The organism is Frigidibacter albus, from assembly GCF_009908165.1.
GTDB lineage: Bacteria > Pseudomonadota > Alphaproteobacteria > Rhodobacterales > Rhodobacteraceae > Frigidibacter > Frigidibacter albus.
Genome location: NZ_JAAAUC010000011.1, coordinates 96749 through 116070, shown reverse-complemented (window position 1 = coordinate 116070; position 19322 = coordinate 96749). Strand labels below are relative to the sequence as shown.

The 19322-nt window shown below is 70.0% G+C and carries 16 protein-coding genes; 5 read left to right on the top strand and 11 right to left on the bottom strand.

Annotated features, from left to right (window positions below):
* Window positions 1–370: 370 nt before the first annotated feature.
* Window positions 371–1363, top strand: a complete 993-nt coding sequence (locus GVY41_RS16430; RefSeq protein WP_161348173.1) for a P1 family peptidase — start codon at window positions 371–373, stop codon at window positions 1361–1363.
* A 368-nt stretch (window positions 1364–1731) separates the two neighbouring features.
* Window positions 1732–3210 (top strand): NAD-dependent succinate-semialdehyde dehydrogenase, encoded by a 1479-nt coding sequence (locus GVY41_RS16425; protein WP_161348174.1) that lies wholly within the window; start codon window positions 1732–1734, stop codon window positions 3208–3210.
* Window positions 3211–3268: 58 nt separating this feature from the next.
* Here GVY41_RS16425 and GVY41_RS16420 read toward each other — a convergent pair whose 3' ends face one another.
* From GVY41_RS16420 to GVY41_RS16395, 6 genes are all read right to left on the bottom strand, one after another.
* Window positions 3269–3757 carry an Hsp20 family protein gene (locus GVY41_RS16420; protein WP_161348175.1) on the bottom strand — a complete coding sequence of 163 codons (489 nt, stop codon included), beginning with the start codon at window positions 3755–3757 and terminating at the stop codon, window positions 3269–3271.
* Window positions 3758–3894: 137 nt separating this feature from the next.
* Complete coding sequence (locus GVY41_RS16415) at window positions 3895–4719, bottom strand: trypsin-like serine peptidase (protein WP_161348176.1); 825 nt, start codon at window positions 4717–4719, stop codon at window positions 3895–3897.
* A gap of 424 nt (window positions 4720–5143) precedes the next feature.
* Window positions 5144–6427 (bottom strand): glycolate oxidase subunit GlcF, encoded by a 1284-nt coding sequence (gene glcF, locus GVY41_RS16410; protein ID WP_161348177.1) that lies wholly within the window; start codon window positions 6425–6427, stop codon window positions 5144–5146.
* Between the two features lie 7 nt (window positions 6428–6434).
* Window positions 6435–6752 carry a hypothetical protein gene (locus GVY41_RS16405; RefSeq protein ID WP_161348178.1) on the bottom strand — a complete coding sequence of 106 codons (318 nt, stop codon included), beginning with the start codon at window positions 6750–6752 and terminating at the stop codon, window positions 6435–6437.
* Entirely contained in the window at window positions 6749–7843 is a 1095-nt protein-coding gene (locus GVY41_RS16400) for an FAD-binding protein (protein WP_161348179.1), read from the bottom strand. The genes GVY41_RS16405 and GVY41_RS16400 overlap by 4 nt, the downstream gene beginning before the upstream one ends.
* 12 nt (window positions 7844–7855) lie before the next feature.
* Window positions 7856–9289, bottom strand: a complete 1434-nt coding sequence (locus GVY41_RS16395) for an FAD-linked oxidase C-terminal domain-containing protein (RefSeq protein ID WP_161348180.1) — start codon at window positions 9287–9289, stop codon at window positions 7856–7858.
* A 97-nt stretch (window positions 9290–9386) separates the two neighbouring features.
* Here GVY41_RS16395 and GVY41_RS16390 point away from each other — a divergent pair, with 97 nt between their 5' ends.
* Window positions 9387–10094, top strand: a complete 708-nt coding sequence (locus GVY41_RS16390; protein ID WP_161348181.1) for a DUF599 domain-containing protein — start codon at window positions 9387–9389, stop codon at window positions 10092–10094.
* Here the strand turns inward: GVY41_RS16390 and GVY41_RS16385 are convergent.
* From GVY41_RS16385 to GVY41_RS16370, 4 genes are read right to left on the bottom strand one after another with little or no spacing between them, the layout of a single operon-like run.
* Complete coding sequence (locus tag GVY41_RS16385; RefSeq protein WP_161348182.1) at window positions 10091–12181, bottom strand: hypothetical protein; 2091 nt, start codon at window positions 12179–12181, stop codon at window positions 10091–10093. The two genes, GVY41_RS16390 and GVY41_RS16385, sit on opposite strands and share 4 nt — an antisense overlap.
* Complete coding sequence (locus tag GVY41_RS16380) at window positions 12181–14958, bottom strand: DUF4159 domain-containing protein (RefSeq protein WP_161348183.1); 2778 nt, start codon at window positions 14956–14958, stop codon at window positions 12181–12183. Before GVY41_RS16380 ends, GVY41_RS16385 begins: the two co-directional genes overlap by 1 nt.
* Window positions 14958–15794 (bottom strand): DUF58 domain-containing protein, encoded by an 837-nt coding sequence (locus GVY41_RS16375; protein ID WP_161348184.1) that lies wholly within the window; start codon window positions 15792–15794, stop codon window positions 14958–14960. The genes GVY41_RS16380 and GVY41_RS16375 overlap by 1 nt, the downstream gene beginning before the upstream one ends.
* A gap of 53 nt (window positions 15795–15847) precedes the next feature.
* Complete coding sequence (locus GVY41_RS16370) at window positions 15848–16870, bottom strand: AAA family ATPase (RefSeq protein ID WP_161348185.1); 1023 nt, start codon at window positions 16868–16870, stop codon at window positions 15848–15850.
* Window positions 16871–16930: 60 nt separating this feature from the next.
* Between GVY41_RS16370 and GVY41_RS16365 the strand changes: the two genes are divergently transcribed.
* Window positions 16931–17548, top strand: coding sequence for a DUF1285 domain-containing protein (locus GVY41_RS16365; protein WP_161348186.1), 618 nt, complete (start codon window positions 16931–16933; stop codon window positions 17546–17548).
* Complete coding sequence (locus tag GVY41_RS16360; protein ID WP_161348187.1) at window positions 17548–18309, top strand: hydroxypyruvate isomerase family protein; 762 nt, start codon at window positions 17548–17550, stop codon at window positions 18307–18309. The genes GVY41_RS16365 and GVY41_RS16360 overlap by 1 nt, the downstream gene beginning before the upstream one ends.
* On the opposite strand, the gene GVY41_RS16355 is transcribed toward GVY41_RS16360, so the two are convergent.
* Window positions 18306–19235 (bottom strand): cation diffusion facilitator family transporter, encoded by a 930-nt coding sequence (locus GVY41_RS16355; protein ID WP_161348188.1) that lies wholly within the window; start codon window positions 19233–19235, stop codon window positions 18306–18308. The genes GVY41_RS16360 and GVY41_RS16355 overlap by 4 nt on opposite strands.
* Between the last annotated feature and the right edge of the window lie 87 nt (window positions 19236–19322).

Below are 19322 nucleotides of genomic sequence, written 5' to 3'. Positions count from 1 at the left end.
CCGCGTCTGGACGGCATATGGAAACCGTATGGTTTTCATATGTATGTGGGTGAGGCTAGTGGCTGCGGGCGGGAGGGTCCAGTGGTTGTGATGCGGGGGCGGCTTGCACCAACGGAGGGCAGCGCCCGTCCGCCGGGTGGGCGAGCAACATCGGTTCTAGGCACTTTATGGTGCAACCTGCCTCCCCCGAATTTCTAGGCACGACGGTTGCGGAGCGCCCGCCCGAGGGGGCGGACGGGCGCTGCCCGGCGGCGCTGAAGCGCCTTGTTCCGGGCAAGGGAGAGAGAGGTGTTGGCCGGACAGCACACCCCCGGTGGCGCTTCCCCCCGAACCCGCTAGGATAACCCCAAAGCCAGCGGGAGGGGATGCGATGCGCGCGGGACCACGGAACCTGATTACCGATGTGGCGGGGCTGCGGGTCGGCAATGCCAGTGACGACCGCCTGCGCAGCGGGGCGACGGTGCTGGTGGGCGACCTGCCCTTCACGGCCGCGGTGCATGTGATGGGCGGCGCGCCCGGCACGCGCGAGACGGATCTGCTGGCCCCCGACAAGCTGGTGCAGCAGGTGGATGCGCTGGTGCTGTCGGGCGGGTCGGCCTTCGGCCTCGATGCCGCCTCCGGCGTGGCGGACGGTTTGCGGGCGATGGGGCGCGGCTTCGTGGTCGGCAACCAGCGGGTGCCGATCGTGCCGGGCGCGATCCTGTTCGACCTGCTGAATGGCGGCGACAAGGGCTGGACCGAGAACCCCTACAAGCCGCTGGGGCGGGCGGCGCTGGCGGCAGCGGCGGAAGAGTTCGCGCTTGGCACGGCGGGGGCGGGCACGGGCGCGACCTGCCACGGGCTGAAGGGCGGCCTCGGGTCAGCCTCGGTGGTGCTGGGGAGCGGCCTGACCGTCGGCGCGCTTGTGGCGGTGAATGCGCTCGGGTCGGTCACGGTCGGCGAGGGGCCGCAATTCTGGGCGTCGCCGTGGGAGCTGGAGGGGGAGTTCGGCGGGCTTGGCCTGCCGGCGCAGTTCCCGGCGCTGGAGGAGCCCCGGTTGGCCAAGCGGCCCGGCGAGGCGACGACCATCGCCATCATCGCCACCGATGCCGCGCTGACGCAGGCGCAGGCGCAGCGGCTGGCGGTGGCGGCCCATGACGGAATGGCGCGGGCCATCGTGCCGAGCCACACGCCGTTCGACGGCGATCTGGTCTTTGCCGCGGCCACCGGGGCGCGCGAGCTGACGGACCCGATTGCCGACCCGTTCCAGCTGGGCCATGCCGCGGCCTGCTGCCTCGCGCGGGCGATTGCGCGGGCGGTGTATCTGGCGGTGCCGGAGCCGGGGGATACGCTGCCGGCTTGGGGGAGCTTGCATCGGCGGTAGGGCGTTGCCGCAACCTCCACCTCATGCAGCCAGGCCGCCTTCCCCGCTCTCATTGGCGAAGGCCATCGCCTTCGCCACGCGGTACCATGTCCATTTGCACCGGACGGGCCTCAAAGGCCCGGCCAGCGCCCAACCGGGCGGGCGCTGGCCTCAGTCGGTCTTGTGCGGCCAGCGGCTCCGGGGGACATGTCCCGCACCGGGCGGGGGCGAGGCAGTGCCTCGCCCCCGCCCGAGTTGAGCCGTGCGAGGTTCGTAGCGGAGTCCGGGCAGGTCTTGGCCGCCGGGGCTCACCTACCCCGGCCCACCGCTGGACACTCCCCACCCGAAATGCTCATGATCGGGGTAACCCAAGATGACTGGAGGTTTCCATGCTCGATTCCGTTACCGATCTGCGCGCCCTGCTCAAGGATCCCTCGCTGCTGGCCACCAAGGCCTATGTCGCCGGCGCGTGGATCGATGCCGATGATGGCAGCACCTTCGACGTGACCAACCCGGCCCGCGGCGATGTGATCTGCTCCGTCCCCGACCTTGGCCGCGCCGAGACTGCCCGCGCCATTGCCGCCGCCGAGGTGGCGCAGAAGGAGTGGGCCGCCCGCACCGGCAAGGAGCGGGCGCAGGTGATGCGCAAGTGGTTCGACCTGATGATGGCGAATCAGGACGACCTCGGCCGCATCCTGACCGCCGAGATGGGCAAGCCGCTGGCCGAGGCCAAGGGCGAGATCGCCTATGGCGCGGCCTTCATCGAATGGTTCGGCGAAGAGGCCAAGCGCATCTATGGCGAGACCATTCCCGGCCATATGCGCGACAAGCGGATCACGGTGATCAAGCAGCCCATCGGCGTGGTGGGCTCGATCACGCCCTGGAACTTCCCCAATGCGATGATCACCCGCAAATGCGGCCCGGCGCTGGCGGCGGGCTGCGGCTTCGTCGCACGGCCCGCGGCGGAAACCCCGCTCTCGGCGCTGGCGCTGGCGGTGCTGGGGGAACGGGCGGGTCTGCCCGCCGGGATCTTCTCGGTGATCACCTCGAAGAAATCCTCCGATATCGGCAAGGAGTTCTGCGAGAACCATGCGGTCCGCAAGCTGACCTTCACCGGCAGCACCGAGGTCGGGCGCATCTTGCTGCGGCAGGCGGCCGATCAGGTGATGAAATGCTCGATGGAGCTGGGGGGCAACGCGCCCTTCATCGTGTTCGACGATGCCGATCTCGATGCCGCGGTGCAGGGCGCGATGGCGTCGAAGTTCCGCAACAACGGCCAGACCTGCGTCTGCGCCAACCGCATCTATGTGCAGGCCGGGGTCTATGACGCCTTTGCCGCCAAGCTGTCGGCGGCGGTGGAAAAGCTGAAGGTCGGCGACGGGCTGGAAGTGGGCACCGAGGCCGGCCCGCTGATCAACGCGGATGCGGTGGCAAAGGTCGAGGAGCATATCGCCGATGTGCTGAAGGGCGGCGGGCAGGTGGTGACGGGCGGCAAGCGGCATGCGCTTGGGGGCACGTTCTTCCAGCCGACCGTGGTGACGGGGGTAACCGATGACATGAAGGTGTCGACCGAGGAAACCTTCGGGCCACTGGCACCGCTGTTCCACTTCGACACCGAGGATGAGGTGATCGCCAAGGCCAATGCCACGATCTTTGGCCTCGCCAGCTATTTCTACGCCCGCGACATCGGCCGCATCACCCGCGTGCAGGAGGCGCTGGAATACGGGATCGTCGGGGTCAACACCGGCATCATCTCGACCGAGGTGGCGCCGTTCGGCGGGGTCAAGCAATCGGGGCTGGGGCGCGAGGGCAGCCGCCACGGGATCGAGGATTACCTCGAGATGAAGTATATCTGCCTGTCGGTCTGACCGGGCCGCACAGCAAAAGGGGCGCGCCTTGTGGCGCGCCCCTTGTCGTTTCAGCGGGTCAGTGCTGCGGGGTTTCCAGCGCCTTCGCCTCGACCGTCGTTTCAAGCGAGGTCTGGGCCGGGCTGGTGCGGGCGATCTCGATCCGGCGGGGCTTCAGCGCCTCGGGGATCTCGCGCACCAGGTCGATGTGCAGCATCCCGTCGCCATGCGCGGCACCGGTGACGCGGACATGATCGGCCAGCGCGAAGCGGCGTTCGAAGGCACGGGTGGCGATGCCGCGGTGCAGGTAGGTGCGCCCGGTTTCCTCGGCGGCCCTCTTGGCGGCAACGATCAGCGCGCCGTCCTTGACCTCGACCGCCAGTTCATCGGCGGCGAAGCCCGCGACGGCAATCGAGATGCGATAGGCATTCTCGGCGGTCTTTTCGATATTGTAGGGGGGGTAGGTCGGCTGGGCGACATCGGCGGCCAGAACCCGGTCCATCAGGTCGGCGATCCGGTCGAAACCGACGGTTGCTCGGTAAAGCGGCGCCATATCAACGTTACGCATAGTCATCCTCCATTGAGCGATGCTGGGCCCCACCGCATCTGGCGGCAGGGACGGTTGCAGTGCCGGAACCCGATTGCGGCATCCCGACTTCGCAAAAATGGGATCGTGGGCAGGCGCGTTCAAGAGGCTGCCGCGGCTCAGGGCCGCACGAATTTCGCGCCGCCCGAGACGGCGCCCTCGCCCGCGCCGCGGCGGAAGACCTGGCCCGAGACCGGCAGCACCGCCCCCGCCATCACCGCGCGCAGCTGGGTCAGCGGGCCGGCAAGCGCGGTGCCAAGCGCGACGGGGCGGCCCTCGACCTCGGCCTTGGCCGAGACGACCGACACGATGCGGGCCACGCCGTCCCTGATGCTGAAGATCGGCGCGCCCGAGGCACCGAAATCGACCTCGCATCCCAGCACCAGCACCTCGCCCTGCCGGTCCAGCACCTCGCAATATTCCTGCAAGGAGGGCGCCTCGGCCCGGTCCATCGCGTAGGAGACCACGCCCACCTCATCGCCGCGGCGGGGCTGCAGGTCGGTGGCGAAGGGCTGGATCGAGGGCAGGCGGATCGGCTGCTCCAGCTCCAGCAGCGCAAGGTCATGGCCGACGCGGTCCAGATCGGCGCTGGTCTGGTAGATGTAGTCGGGATGGGCGACGGCGCGCCGCACCTTGCGATAGGCCGCCGCGCGGCCCTGCCGCCAGCCGGCGAGGAACTCCATATCCGCCGCCTCGAACCGCTGGCCGTTGGTCTTGTCAAAAAGGCAATGCGCCGCGGTCAGCACCAGATCGGGCGCGATCAGCGCGCCGGTGCAGAAGCCGCGCCCGCCCAGGTCGATGCGCCCCACCGCCTCCCAGCCGCGGGTATCGTCGCCGGTGGTCAGCGAACGCAGGGCAGAGTCCTTTGCCGTGGCCGGGCCAAGCAGAGCCAAGGCCAGCAGGGCACAGAGGGCAGGCAGGGACAGACGGGCGATCAGGGGCATGGGGAATCCGGGCTGGCTTGCTTCCGGGTTACCGGCGGCGTGAGGCAAGATTATGGCCGCGGGCGGGGCTGTCTGCGAGCGCTGGTTTTGCCGTCCGGCGCCAGTGCCTTAGCGTTTCGGTCGGGCGCGGGTGTCGCATGGGCGCGGCGGGGCGCGCAGGATATCAGAGTACCGAGCATAGCAAGCCAGCCACCGCCAGCCCGCCAGTGCACTTTCCCTGCGATCCAGCCAGCCACCGACCTTGAGGGGTCAGGCAGCGCGCAAGACCGCAAGGCAGATCACCGCCGCACCGCCAGCATTTGCCAGCGCCAGCCAGCCTTTGTGCCAGCCCGCAGCCAGCCCATCGCCAGCAGCAGCCCGCCAGCAGATCGCCACGCCAGCCCTCGCGCCAGCATCGCCACTCTGCCGCCAGCCCCCAGCCAGCTTACGCCAGCGCGCGCGGCCGTGGTCCCCCTGTCGCCCAGTCCAGCAGCTCGACCGTATGCACGACCGGGATGCCGGTGGCCGAGCCGATCTGCATCATGCAGCCGATATTCCCCGCCGCGATCACGTCGGGCGCCTTCGCCTCCAGCGTCTGCACCTTGCGGCGCTGCAGCTCGCCCGAAATTTCGGGCTGCAGCAGGTTGTAGGTGCCGGCCGAGCCGCAGCACAGATGGCTGTCCGCCGGTTCCACCACCTCGAACCCCGCCGCCTTCAGCAGATCCTTGGGCGCGGTCTTGACCTGCTGGCCGTGCTGCAGCGAACAGGCGGCGTGATAGGCGACGCGCATCCCCTGCGGCGCGCCCGCGGGGAGCCCGACCCGCACCAGCAATTCGGAAATGTCGCAAGCCAGCTTCGAGACCTCGGCCGCCTGCGCCGCCAGGGGGTCATTGCGGAACATGTGGCCGTAATCCTTGACCGTGGTTCCGCAGCCGCTGGTGTTGATCACGATGGCATCGAGCCCGCCCGCCGCCTTCTCGCCCATCCAGGCATGGATGTTCGCCGCGGCCTGGTGGTGGCTGTCATCGACCCGGCCCATGTGATGGGTCAGCGCCCCGCAGCAGCCCATGCCGCGGGCCACCACCACCTCACATCCCAGCCGCCGCAGCAGGCGGATGGTGGCGTCATTGATGTCGGTGTTCAGCGCCTTCTGCGCGCAGCCGGTCAGCAGCGCGACGCGCATCTTGCGCGCGCCCGTGGCCGGGAAGGTCTGCGGATCGTCGTTGCGGCTGACCGGGGGCACCTGTCTGGGCGCCATCGCCACCATCGCGCGCAGCCTTGCGTCGGGCAGCAGCCGCGCGAAAGGCCGGGCCATCTTGGCCCCCAGCAGCGCAAGGCGGAAGCGGCCCGGATAGGGGATGACGGCGGCCAGCACCCGGCGCAGCATCCGGTCCATCAACGGGCGCTTGTAGGTCGCCTCGATATGGGCGCGGGCATGGTCCACCAGATGCATGTAATGCACGCCCGAGGGGCAGGTGGTCATGCAGGCAAGGCAGGACAGGCAGCGGTCGATATGCTTGACGGTCTTTTCATCGGCGGGGCGGCCGGATTCCAGCATCTCCTTGATCAGGTAGATGCGGCCGCGGGGGCTGTCGAGCTCATCCCCCAGCACCTGATAGGTGGGGCAGGTCGCGGTGCAGAACCCGCAATGCACGCAGGCCCGCAGGATTTCGTTGGCCCGGGCGATGCCGGGGTCTTGCAGCTGCTCTGGCGTGAAATTCGTCTGCATCAGCCCCTCACAATCCCAGCATTGTCTTGGCGGGCATGGCGGCGCCCGCCAGCACCGCGATCACCAGCAGCGGATAGACCCAGACCGGGCGGCCCGTGGGCAGCAGGCGGCGGATGCCCTGCGCCAGCGCCGCTGCGATGAACGCGATGGTCAGCATGATCGCCAGGGCGCTGCCGTATTCGGTGGTGTCATCCTTCGCCACCCACCAGAGGGCTGCGAGCGCCAGCAGCGCCACTCCGAAGCCAATGAGCGTCCGGCGCATGGGGATCGCGGCGAGCGCGAGGAAGACCGCCGCTGGCAGGCCCAGATAGATACCCACCATCATTGGCTTGCTTCCCCGTTCAGGATCCCGCGCGGGTCGAACTGCGCGCGCAGGGCGGCCGTCAGGGCCGCTACGGGGGCAGGTTCGGGCGCTGCGGCGGGCACGTTGGCGGAGGCGCCGCGCACACGGGTCGCATGGCCAGCAATCCCCGCCAGCTGCGCGCGTGCGTCCATACCTGCGGGGTAGAGGGCCCAGATCAGCCCGCCGCCCCAGTCCATCACCACCTCGCCCCCCAGCCGGGCCGCGACTTCGGGGCCATCGGAAGGGCGCACCGAAATGCGCCACACATCGCCCTCGCGCCCGTGGAAGGGCGCGGCGTCGCGGACCTGCTGCCACAGGGCGGCAGCGGCGGCGGGATCACGTTCGACCACCGCCTGCCCGAAGGGCGCCAGCGCCACCAGAAGCCGGTCCACCCGGTAGGCGATGGAGGCGGCCAGTCCCTCCAGCCGGATCAGGGTGCCGGTGCCCGGCAGATGCGCGGCGCCGGTCACGTCGAAGGGCGAGCCGAGCGCGGCCGACATCGCCGCCACGGCGCGGGCCGGCGTCAGGCCCGGCAGGATCAGCGTGGCGGTGGCGGGCGGGATGGGTTGCAGTTTGAACGCGACCTCGGTCAGCACGCCAAGGGTGCCGTGGCTGCCGGCCAGCAGCTTGACGAGGTCATAGCCGGTGACGTTCTTCATCACCCGGCCGCCGTTCTTGATGACCGTGCCACGGCCATCGACAAAGCGCACCCCGATCAGGCTGTCACGGCAGGCGCCCGCCTGCACCCGGCGCGGGCCGGAGGCGTTGGTGGCGACCACGCCGCCGATGGTGGAGTCGCCGGGGCGGCCCAGCAGTCCGCCCATCTCCCCCGGCTCGAACGGCAGGCGCTGGTCTTCGGCGGCAAGGGCCGCCTGAACCTCGGCCAGCGGGGTGCCGGCGCGGACCACCAGCGTCAGCGCGGCGGGTTCGTAGAGCACGATGCCGCTCAGGCCGGCGGTTTCCAGCACATCACCCTCGGCCAAGGGGCCGCGCGTGCCGCCGCCCTGCACGCGCAAGGGGCCTGTGGCGCCGCGCACAAGGGCCGCCAGATCGTCTTCGGTTGTGGGGCGCACGCCGGTCTCCTGTCAGTTGCCGCGGCGGCCGGCGCTGGCCGCCAGCGGGAACACCTTGGCCGGGTTCAGCAGCCAGGCCGGGTCGAACACATCCTTGACGCGCATCTGCGCCTCCAGATCCGCGGGGGTGAACTGCACGGTCATCAGGTCGCGCTTCTCGATGCCCACGCCATGCTCGCCGGTCAGGCAACCGCCGACCTCGACGCACAGCGTCAGGATCTCGGCGCCCAGCTTCTCGCACAGCTCCAGCTGGCCGGGCGTGTTGGCGTGGTAGAGGATCAGCGGATGCATGTTGCCGTCGCCGGCATGGAAGACATTGGCCACTTCCAGCCCGTATTCGGCGGACAGCTCGCCGATGCGGCGCAGCACCCGGGGCAGGGCCGACACCGGGATGGTGCCGTCAAGGCACATGTAATCGTTGATCTGCCCCATGGCGCCGAAGGCCGACTTGCGGCCCAGCCAGATGCGCTTGGATTCCTCCTCGGACCGGCTTTCGCGGAACTCTACGGGCGAGTGCCGCTCGGCAATCGTGCGGATCAGGCCCAGCTGCTCGTCAATCTCGGCGGGGGAGCCCTCGACCTCGATGATCAGCAGCGCCTCGCAATCGGGATAGCCGGCATGGGCGAAATCCTCGGTGGCGCGGATGCAGGGGCGGTCCATGAACTCGATGGCGACGGGCAGAACCCCGGCGCGGATGATGTCGGCGACGCAAGCGCCCGCCACTTCCGAGGAGTCGAACCCGATCAGCACCGGCAGGGCGCCCTCGGGCTTGGCGAGGATGCGCAGGGTCGCCTCCGTCACCACGCCAAGTTGGCCTTCCGATCCGCAGATCACCCCCAGAAGGTCCAGCCCCGGCGCATCGAGATGCGCGCCGCCGATCTCCAGCACCTCGCCCGCCATTGTCACCAGCGTGACGCCCAGCAGGTTGTTGGTCGTGACCCCGTATTTCAGGCAATGCGCCCCGCCGGAGTTCATGGCGATGTTCCCCGCGATGGCGCAGGCAAGCTGGCTGGAAGGGTCGGGGGCGTAGAAGAAGCCATCGGATTCGATCGCCCCGGTCACCGAGAGGTTGGTGCGCCCCGCCTCGACCCGGATGATGCGGTCGGCATAGTCCACCTCCAGCACCCGGGTCATCCGCGCGATGCCAAGGATCACGCTGTCCTCTGACGGCATCGCGCCGCCCGCAAGGCTGGTCCCTGCCCCGCGCGGCACCACCTTGACGCCCTCGGCGAGGCAGACCTTCAGCGCGGCGGCGACCTCGGCGGTGCTGCGCGGCAGGATGGCGGCGAGCGGTGGGCAGCGATAGGCGGCCAGCGCATCGCATTCATAGGCGCGCAGCTCCACCGGATCGTCGATCACCGCATCGGCGGGCAAGACCTCGCGCAGCCGCGCGACGATGACGGGTTTGCGGCCAAGGGTGCGGGCATCTGGGGCGGGCATCTGCACGGGGGGAATCCTCCGGTGGCATGGCTGGCGATGCGGTAAGGTAATATGACCAATTTTGGCATTTGGCAAGCGATCCCTCGCCCGCTACGCTGCACGGATGATCCTGAACCACCTGTTCCATTTCGGCCCGCTCGATGCCGTCGCGCTTCTCTGGCTCTTTGTGGGCTGGTGGGTGGTCGGGCGCGTGATCGAGCGTCCGCCGGCAGGCAAGCCCTCGGTCTCGGTGCTGATGCGCGACTTCCGCAAGGCGTGGATGGTGGAGTTCGTGACCCGCAGCCCGCGCATCTTCGATGGCAACATCATCGGCAGCCTGCGGCAGGGCACCACCTTCTTCGTGTCGGCGACGATGCTGTCGATCGGCGGCGGCATTGCCCTGATCGGCAATGCCGACCAGCTGTCGGGGCTGGCCCGCGATCTGGCGCAGGCCGAGGCCCCGGCCGGGGTGTGGGAGATCAAGATCCTGGTGATCTTGCTGTTCGTGGTCGATGCCTTCCTGAAATTCGTCTGGGCGCACCGGCTGTTCGGCTATTGTGCGATCCTGATGGCGGCAGTGCCGAACGATCCCGAGCATCCGGCCGCCCTACCCCGCGCGGCGCAGGCGGCAGAGGTCAACATCCAGGCCGCCAAGAATTTCAACGCGGGGCTGCGGTCGGTCTACTTCTCGCTCGGCGCGCTGCCCTGGCTGCTGGGGTCGGTGCCGCTGCTGATCTCGGCCACCGCCACGATCTATGTGCTGTGGCGGCGCGAATTCGCCTCGCAATCGCGGATGGTGATGATGCGGCACCTGCCGGGAACGGAAGGCTAGCGCCGCCCCTCGCGCAGCCAGGCGCCGAGGATCAGGCCGGATGCCAGCAGCAGGAATACCCAGGCCGGCAGCAAGGGCGCGACGCTGAGGCCCACCGTCGCATGGGCCTCGCGCGGGGTGATGCCGATCCAGCCACGGCCCGCGGCGGGGCGGCCCTCGCGCACGGTGCGGATGTCGGGCATCCCCTCTTCCAGCCGCACCGCGCCGCCGTTGACCGGCGCCATCGCGGGCGTCAGCGGCTCGGCCGAGGCGATGGTGGATTCGAACTCGCGCGGGGCCGAGGGGCCGACGGCGAAGACCCGTTCCTGGTCGCCCTCCTGCATCCGGTAGAGGCCGATCTCCGGCGCAGCGAACTCGGCGATGTGGCGGCCGGGGGACAGCTCGCGCATCGGCAGCACCGTCTCGGTCCCGTCGGGATGGGTGATCGTCACCTCGCGCGGGCCAGTGCCGAGGGTGCGGCGGGTGATCGTCATGTCCTGCCCTTCGGCGGTGACGGTCAGCGCCTCTTCCTCCAACTCGGGCTCCTTCATCATCCAATGCGCGAGCCGGCGCAGCAGCTCCAGTTGCGGCCCGCCGCCCTCATAGCCGCGCGACCAGAGCCAGGCGTGGTCCGAGGCCAAGAGCGCGATCCGCCCCTCGCCGGCGCGGTCGAGCACCAGCAGCGGGCGGCCGTCGGCGCCCTCCATCACCGTCTCGCCGGTGGTGTCCTCAAGATCCACCATCCGCATCCAGCGGCCCCAGGCGGGTTCGCCCTCGGCGCGTTCGGGAGCGTCCGCACCCTCCGGCGTGAACTCGTCCAGCCCCTCGGTCACCGGATGGCGCTGGCCAAGTTCCGACACGGTTGGCAGGAAGCCGCGCTCCAGCACCCGCGCGGTGGGGCGGGCGGGCAGGATTTCGGCCAGCGAGGAGTGATAGACGCTTTCGACGCTGGCAAATTCCGGGCCCGCGCTGACCAGCACCGCGCCGCCATTGGTCACATAATCGCGGATGTTGTCGAAATAGCTCGGCGGCAGGATCCCGCGCTGGCTGTAGCGGTCGAAGATGATCAGGTCGAACTCGTCGATCTTTTCGACAAACAGCTCCTGCGTCGGGAAGGCGATCAGCGACAGTTCGGTGACCGGCACCCCGTCCTGCTTTTCGGGCGGGCGCAGGATGGTGAAATGCACGAGGTCGACCGAGGCATCGGATTTCAGCAGGTTGCGCCAGGTGCGCTCGCCAGCATGGGGCTCTCCCGACACCAGCAGCACCCGCAGCCGGTCGCGCACGCCGTTGATCTGCACCACGGCGGCATTGTTGCGCGTGGTCAGCTCGCCCTCGGACGCGGCCAGGTCGAATTGCACGACGTTCTGGCCGCCATGCTCCAGCGTTAGCGCCAGTTCAAGATCGGTGTTGACCGGCACCTGGTAGGCTTCGGGCTCGCCGCCATCGATGGCCAGCGTCACATCGACATCGCGCCCCGCCTCCCCCGCGGGCATGGCGCCCATCTCCTCGATACGCACCACGACCGACAGCGGCTCGCCGATGATGCCGAAGGCGGGGGCGGTGCGGACCACGAGGCGCCGGTCCCAGTCGGCGGCGCGGCCGGTCTGCAGCAGGGTCAGGGGGGCGGGCATGTCGGGCGCGGCGGCAAGGTCATGCGCCTGCCCGTCGGAAATCAGGATCGCGCCCGCAACCCGGGCGCGCGGTTCCTCGGCCAGCGCGGCCGAAAGGGCGGTCATCAGCAGGGTGCCGGCATCCTCGGCGCCGTCACCCACGTCGATGCGGCGCAGCTCGGTGTTGGGCAGGGCGGCAACCTCCGCCTCGACCCGCGCGACGGCGGCGGCGGTCTGCTCGGCGCGGCCGGGCAGCGACTGGCTGGCGCTGCCATCCACCACCATCAGCACGATGTCCGACAGCGGCTGGCGGTCCTCCGTCTCCAGCGCCGGGCCGGCCAGAGCGGCCAGCAGCGCCACGGCGGCAAGCCCGCGCAGCCACCAGCCGGGCAGCCCGCGCCACAGCGCCAGTGCCACCATCAGCGCGGCAAGCACCGCAGCCGCCCAGATCAGCGGCCAGGGCAGAAGCGCGTCGAACACGATCCGCTGCACCATTATTGCCCCAGCCTTTCCAGCAGCGCCGGCACATGCACCTGATCGGATTTGTAGTTTCCGGTCAGCACATGCATCACCAGATTGACGCCGAAGCGATAGGCGATCTCGCGCTGCCGCTCCCCGGCGAACCCGCGCCCGACAGGGAACATCGGCAGGCCCCGGTCATCCACCGCCCAGGCGGCGGCCCAGTCATTGCCGCCAATGACCACTGGCGTCACGCCATCGTTGAGGTTGCGGAACGGCATCCCCTCTGCCTGTTCGGCGCCCGCGGCCGAGGCCTCGACCCAGATGCCGCGGCCTTGGTAACGGCCGGGAAAGTCCTGCAGCAGGTAGAAGGTGCGGGTCAGCACATGATCCTCAGGGATCGGCTCCAGCGGCGGCACGTCCAGCGGCGCGGCCAGCGCCTGCAGCTTGCGGCCCGCCGGGCTGGCGGCGCCGAAGCCGGCCACATCGGCATCGCGGGTGTCGAACAGGATCATTCCGCCGGTGCGCAGGAAGCGGTTGAGCTTCAGGTAGGTTTCGGGCGAAGGTGCAGGCTGGTCGGCGGTGACGGGCCAGTAGAGGAACGAGAACACCGCCAGATCGTCGGTTTCCAGGTTCACCGCCATCGGCGCGCCGGGTTCCACCGAGGTGCGCTGGTAAAGCACCTGCCCCAACCCCTTCAGCCCCGCTGCCGCCACCCGGTCGATCTGCGCATCGCCGGTCATCACATGGCCAAGCACCACTTCCGAGGAGGCACGGAGGGCGAGCGTGTCCGCCGTTTCCTGCGCGCGCAGGCCCTGCGGCGCGATCAGCAGCAGCGCCAGCGCGACAGAGACCGCAGCCCCGCCGCGCCGCATCCGCGACAGCCGGCCCGCCAGCGCCAGCGAGGCGATCAGGTCGACCAGCAGCAGCGCCAGCGCCACGGCCAGCAGCGGGCCCTGCAACGGCAGTTCCGCCCGCGCAGCGCCGCCCTCGACCGCCACGCCCGCAGGCCATGCAGCAGGCGTAAGCACCCTGTCCGCCGCCACCGCGTTCACCGCCAGCCGCCGGTCGCCCGAGGCGTAGATACCGGGCGGCAGGTCGACCGCCGGCACCGGCTCGGCCATCCTCTCGCCCGGGATGCCGGCCAGGTCGCCCGCCTCCTGCAGCGCGCCGAAGGCGTCCAACGTGCGTTCGGCCACCCAGGTCGTGCCCTCCAGCTCTGCCGCTTCGGGCGCGGCGGGGCGGGTGGCCAGCGCCAGCCGCTCCATCATCTGCACGAAGAGGCCCGACAGCGGCAGGGACGACCATTCGGCATTGGCGGTGACGTGGAACAGGATCACCTGCCCCTGCCCCGATGTGCGGGCCGTAACCAGCGGCGTGCCATCCTCCAGCGCGGCGATGGTGTTTTCGGTCAACTGCGGGTCGGGTTCGGCCATCACCTGCGCGCGCACCGTCACGTCGCCGGGCAGAGCGAGCCCATGGAAGGGCGAGCTTTCCGGGAAGGGTTGCAGGGCCTTGGGCTCGCCCCAGCTCATCGCACCGCCGACGCTGCGGCCCCCGGCGCGCAGCCGCACCGGCAGCAGCGGGTCCATGACGTTGCGGCCCTCTTCGCTGGCCGCCAGCCGCGGGCCGGCAAAGCGGATCAGCAGGCCGCCATCGCTGATCCAGTCCTGCAGCGCATCGGATTCGGTCTCCGTCACCCGCGCCACATCGGCCATGATGATCGCATCGGGATCGGCCAGCAGGATATCGGCCAGCGTGCCGCCGATCAGGTCGGCCGAGGGCTCCAGCGCCTGTTGCAGGTAGTGGGTCGGGGCCAGCAGCTCCAGCCCCTCGCGCGATGCGCCGCCGCCGTCGATCAGCGCAATCTCGCGCCGGCGCAGGGAGTCTCCGGCGAGGGAAACCGATCCAGCCGTCGACTCGCCGACGATCTCGAACCGGGTGATGCGGTTGCGCAGTTCCGGCGGCAGGTCGAACACCGCCTCGGCCCGCGCCTCGCCCGCGGGCAGGGTCACGGCCTCGCGCGCCAGTTCGCGCGGGATGCCAAGCGGGTCGAGGCCCATGGCGGCAACCTCGGCCTGCGCCTCGGTGGCAGTAGCGATGCGCACCACCGGCACCAGCAGCGCGCCATCGGCATAGGTCGCCGGGGCCAGCGCCCGGATGACGCGGGGACTTTGCTGCACCGTCACGCTGCCGCGGTCCTGCATGGCGTCCAGCAGAGCCTCGCGCCCCTCACGGTCCAGCCCGTCCGACAGCCAGAGCGTGTCGAACCCACCCTCGGGCAGCGCGGCGGCAAGCGCCGCCATCGCCTCGGCCGAGGGCTCCCAGGCGCGGGGGGAGAGGCTGCCGACGCGCGGGGCGGCATCGCCGGCGGATTGGAAGACCGGAACATCGGCGTCGGGCATCGACAGATTCACCAGCGCCACCGGGCGGCCATCGGACTCCGCCGCATCCAGCGCCGTCTCGATCCGCGCCTCGGTGCGCGACCAGTCGCGGGCCGAGGCCCAGCTGGCATCGGCGACGATCAGCAGCGGCCCGCTGCCACCCGTCGGCGCGGCGGGGTTCAGCACCGGCCCGGCAAATCCGAGGATCGCGGCGGCCACCGCCAGCATCCGCAGCAGCAGCAGCCACCACGGGGTGCGGTCCGTCACCTGCTCGGCATCCGTCAGCCCCAGCAGCAGCGCCACGCCCGGAAAGCGCCGCCGGATCGGCGCGGGCGGTACGGCGCGCAGCAAGATCCACAGCAGCGGCAGCGCGACCAGCCCCAGCAGCAGCCAGGGCGCAGCAAATCCGATGGGGCCAAGGATCAGCATCAGGCCAGCCGCTCCATCGCGTGAAACAGCCACAGCAGCGCGCCGGGGGCCGGGTCGCCGGTGTGATGGCAGGAATATTGCCAGCCAGTGCGCGCGGCGAGCGTCGCCAGCCGGTCCTTGCGCTCGGCCAGCCGCTCCAGATACCGATCCCGCAGATCGCCGGCCTTGCGGGTTTCATGGGCCAGCATCCCGCCCATGCTCTCGAAGATCGTGCGGCCCTGATAGGGGAAGGCCTCCTCCACCGGGTCCAGCACCTGCAGCAACGCGCCAGTCACGCCGCGGTCGGCGGCCTCGGTCAGCGCGGTTTCCACGGCGACCGGGTCGCCCATGAAGTCGGAGATGAACACCGCGCGGGCATGGGGCTGCATCGCGCGGCCTTCAGGCGCGCCATAATCGGCCTCGCCTGCCGGGGCGGTCAGCCGCGCCGCCAGCCGCATCAGCTGCACCTCACCCGCGCGGGGCGGGGTTGCCGGATCGGAAAGGCCAACGCGCTCGCCAGAGCGGATCAGCAGCACCGCCAGCGCCAGCGCCAGAAGGCGGGCGCGGTCGGCCTTGACCGGGCGGCTGTCGTCGCCGGTGAATTCCATAGACCGGGCGTCATCGACCCACAGATGCACCGATTGCGCCGCCTGCCATTCGCGTTCGCGCACGAAATGCGCATCGGCGCGGGCCGAGCGGCGCCAGTCGATCATCCGCGCCTCATCCCCCTGATGCGCGGCGCGGTATTGCCAGAACTCATCGCCAAGCCCCGCCCGCCGGCGGCCATGCGCGCCAAGCTGCACCGTCGCCGCAAGCTGCCGCGCCGCGGCCAGCAGCGGCGGCAGGATATGCGACATCTCCTCGGCGCGGCGGCGCAGGCCCGCGGATGCGTGTTGAGGCGCGGCTGCGCTCACGCCGCCGCCTCGATCCGGGTCACCGTCTCGGTCACGCCGTCGATCAGCCGGCCCAGATCCTCGCCGCGGGCACGGGCCGCGAAGGACAGCGCCATGCGGTGGCTCATGACAGGGCGGGCCAACGCCGCCACATCCTCGACCCCCGGCGCAAGCCGGCCGTTCAGCAGCGCGCGCGCCCGAACACCCAGCATCAGCGCCTGCGCCGCGCGGGGGCCCGGGCCCCAAGCGACGGCGGCCTTGACCCTCTCGCCCGCCTCGGCCTCGCCGGGACGGCAGGCGCGCACCAGATCAAGGATCATCTCGACCACGCTTTCGCCGACCGGCATCCGCCGCACCGTCTGCTGCGCGGCGATCAGGCTGTCGGCGTCGAACACCTGATGGACCTCGGCGGTCTCGGTGCCGGTGGTCGCCAGCAGGATGTCGCGCTCGGTCGCGCGGTCGGGATAGTCCACGTCGATCTGCACCAGGAACCGGTCCAGCTGCGCCTCGGGCAGCGGATAGGTGCCCTCTTGCTCGATGGGGTTCTGGGTGGCCAGCACATGGAACGGGCGGCCAAGCGGGCGGTGGATGCCGGCCACGGTCACCTCTTTCTCTTGCATCGCCTGCAGCAGCGCCGACTGGGTCCGCGGGCTGGCGCGGTTGATCTCATCCGCCATCAGCAGCTGGCAGAACACCGGCCCCTCGATGAACCGGAAAGCGCGGGTGCCATCGGCGGCGGTGTCGAGCACCTCCGACCCCAGAATATCGGCCGGCATCAGGTCGGGCGTGAACTGGATGCGGCTGGACTTGAGGCCCATCACGGTGGACAGCGTATCCACCAGCATGGTCTTGCCAAGGCCCGGCAGGCCAACCAGCAGCCCGTGGCCACCGCACAGCAGCGCGGTCAGCACCAGCTCCACCACCTTGTCCTGGCCGATGAAGCGGCGGTCCACCGAGGCACGCGCCTCGGCCAGGCGTTCCGCCAGCTGTTCGATCTCGGCGATCAGTTCAGCGCCCTCGGCATCGGAAAGCCCGGTCATGACATCGCCTCCTTGATGGGTCATAGTCTGACCTTACCGCAAATAGCCGGGCAGGCACCAATGGCAAAAAGACCTGACACAGAAGTGAACGCAAGCGCAGCATCCGGACCAACCGCAGAAGGGCTGGCAGCCGCGGCGAAAGGCGCCGGCAAGAAGGGTCCGCCGCCGGTTCACCTGTGGAATCCGCCGTTCTGCGGCGATCTCGACATGGAAATCCGCCGGGACGGGACATGGTTCTACCTGGGCACTCCCATCGGCCGGCCGGCGCTGGTCAAGCTGTTCTCGTCGATCCTGCGCAAGGATGGGGATGCCTATTTTCTGGTCACCCCCGTGGAAAAGGTCGGGATCAGGGTCGAGGATGCGCCCTTCGTCGCCGTCGATGCCGAGGTTTCGGGGGAGGGCCGCGCGCAGGATCTGACCTTTACCACCCATGTCGGCGACAGCGTCACCGCCGGGCCGGACCATCCGATAAGGGTAGAGCGGGACGCGGAAACCGGCGAGCCCTCGCCCTATGTGCTGGTGCGCGCCAACCTCGAGGCGCTGATCGACCGCAAGACCTTCTACCGGCTGGTGGAGCTTGGCGAGCACGCGGATCAGGGCGGCACACGCTGGTTCGGCCTGTGGTCGGGCGGGGTGTTCTTCAAGCTGATCCCCTCGGCGGAGCTGGGGGACGGCTAATGCCCCGCTTTGCCGCGAACCTGACCTTCCTGTTCACCGAGCTGCCCTTCATGGAGCGGTTCGCGGCAGCCAAGGAGGCGGGCTTCGACGCGGTCGAGGTGCTGTTCCCCTATGACTTCGCCGCGCAGGAGATGCGGGCGCAGCTGATCCGGCATGATCTGACCTTCGTGCTGCAAAACACCCCGCCGCCAAACTGGGCGGGGGGCGAGCGCGGCTTTGCGGCGGTCCCGGGGTCCGAGGCGCGCTTTCGCAGCGATTTCGACCGCTGCCTGCGCTATGCGGGCGTGCTGAAGCCGCTGCATATCCACGTGATGGCGGGGCGGGCGCAGGGCGCGGTGGCGCGGGCGACCTATCTGCGCAACCTGCGATGGGCCTGCGAACGGGCGCCGCAGGCCAGCCTGACGATCGAGCCGCTGAACGAGGGCGACATGCCGGGCTATTTCCTGAACGATTTCGCGTTGGCGGCGGAGATTCTGGATGAGGTCGGCGCACCGAACCTCGGCCTGCAATTCGACGCCTATCACGCGCAGATCCTCACCGAGGATGTTGCCGCCGCGTGGGAGGCTTACGGCCCCCGCGCCGTGCATGTGCAGATCGCCGGGGTGCCGGGCCGGCATGAGCCCACGGGCGGCGCGGTGGATTGGCCAGGGTTCTTCGCGGCGCTGGACGGGTCGGGCTATGCCGGTTGGGTCAGCGCCGAATATACGCCAGAGGCCAGCACCGCCGAGGGGCTTGGCTGGCTCGCCGCCGCGCGGGCTTAGGCGGGGGCGCAGCCGCCTGCGCAACCCGAAAGCCGCGTCTCGGCCTCCAGCGTCGCATGGGCCAGCCCGAACTTCGCGCGCAGCATCGCCTTCACGCGCGCCACCACCTCGGCAAAGTCGCGGCCTTCGGCAACCACCAGATGCGCCTCGACCGATGTGCGCCGCTCGTCGATCTGCCACAGATGCAGGTGATGCACCTCCTCCACCCCGTCCTCGGCGGCGATGGCGGCGGCAATCTCGGCCTGCAGCAGGCCGGGCGGCGCGCCCAGCATCAGGATCCGCAGCACCGGGGCGATATCCGACAGCACATGCCACAGGATATAGGCCGAGATCCCCAGCGTGATGATCGGATCGACCAGCCACCAGTCGTACAGCAGGATCAGCGTGCCGCCGATCATCACCGCCACCGACGAGCCCGCATCGGCCAGATTGTGCAGGAATGCGGCGCGGATGTTGACACTGTCCTTCGACAGCCGCCAGGTCAGCGCCGCGGTGGCGACGTCGATCACCAGCGCCACGCCTGCCAGGATCACCACGATCCAGCCCAGAACCGGCTGCGGATCGAGCATCCGCATCACCGCCTCGTAGCCCAGCCACAGCGAGATCATGATCAGTGTGGTGTAGTTGATCAGCGCCGCCACCACCTCGATGCGGGCATAGCCGAAGGTCATCGCGTCATCGGCAGGGCGGCGCGCCACGCGGCGGGCGGCAAAGGCGATGATCAGCGATACCGCGTCGGACAGGTTGTGGACGGCATCGGCGATGAGGGCGACAGAGCCGGAGACGACGCCGCCCGCGATCTGCGCCACCGTCAGCAGCAGGTTGACCGCGACGGCGGCAGCGACCTTGCGGTCGCCGGCATCGGCGGAGAGTTGGCTGTGGCCATGGTCGTGGGAATGGCGGTGATGGGAATGGTCATGCGGCATGGGGGCGCTCCGGTCCTGCGCGCGCAGCCTCTGCCGGGCGGGCGGGAAGGTCAAGCGGCGCAGGGTCGCGGTGGGGGGCCTGTCAGG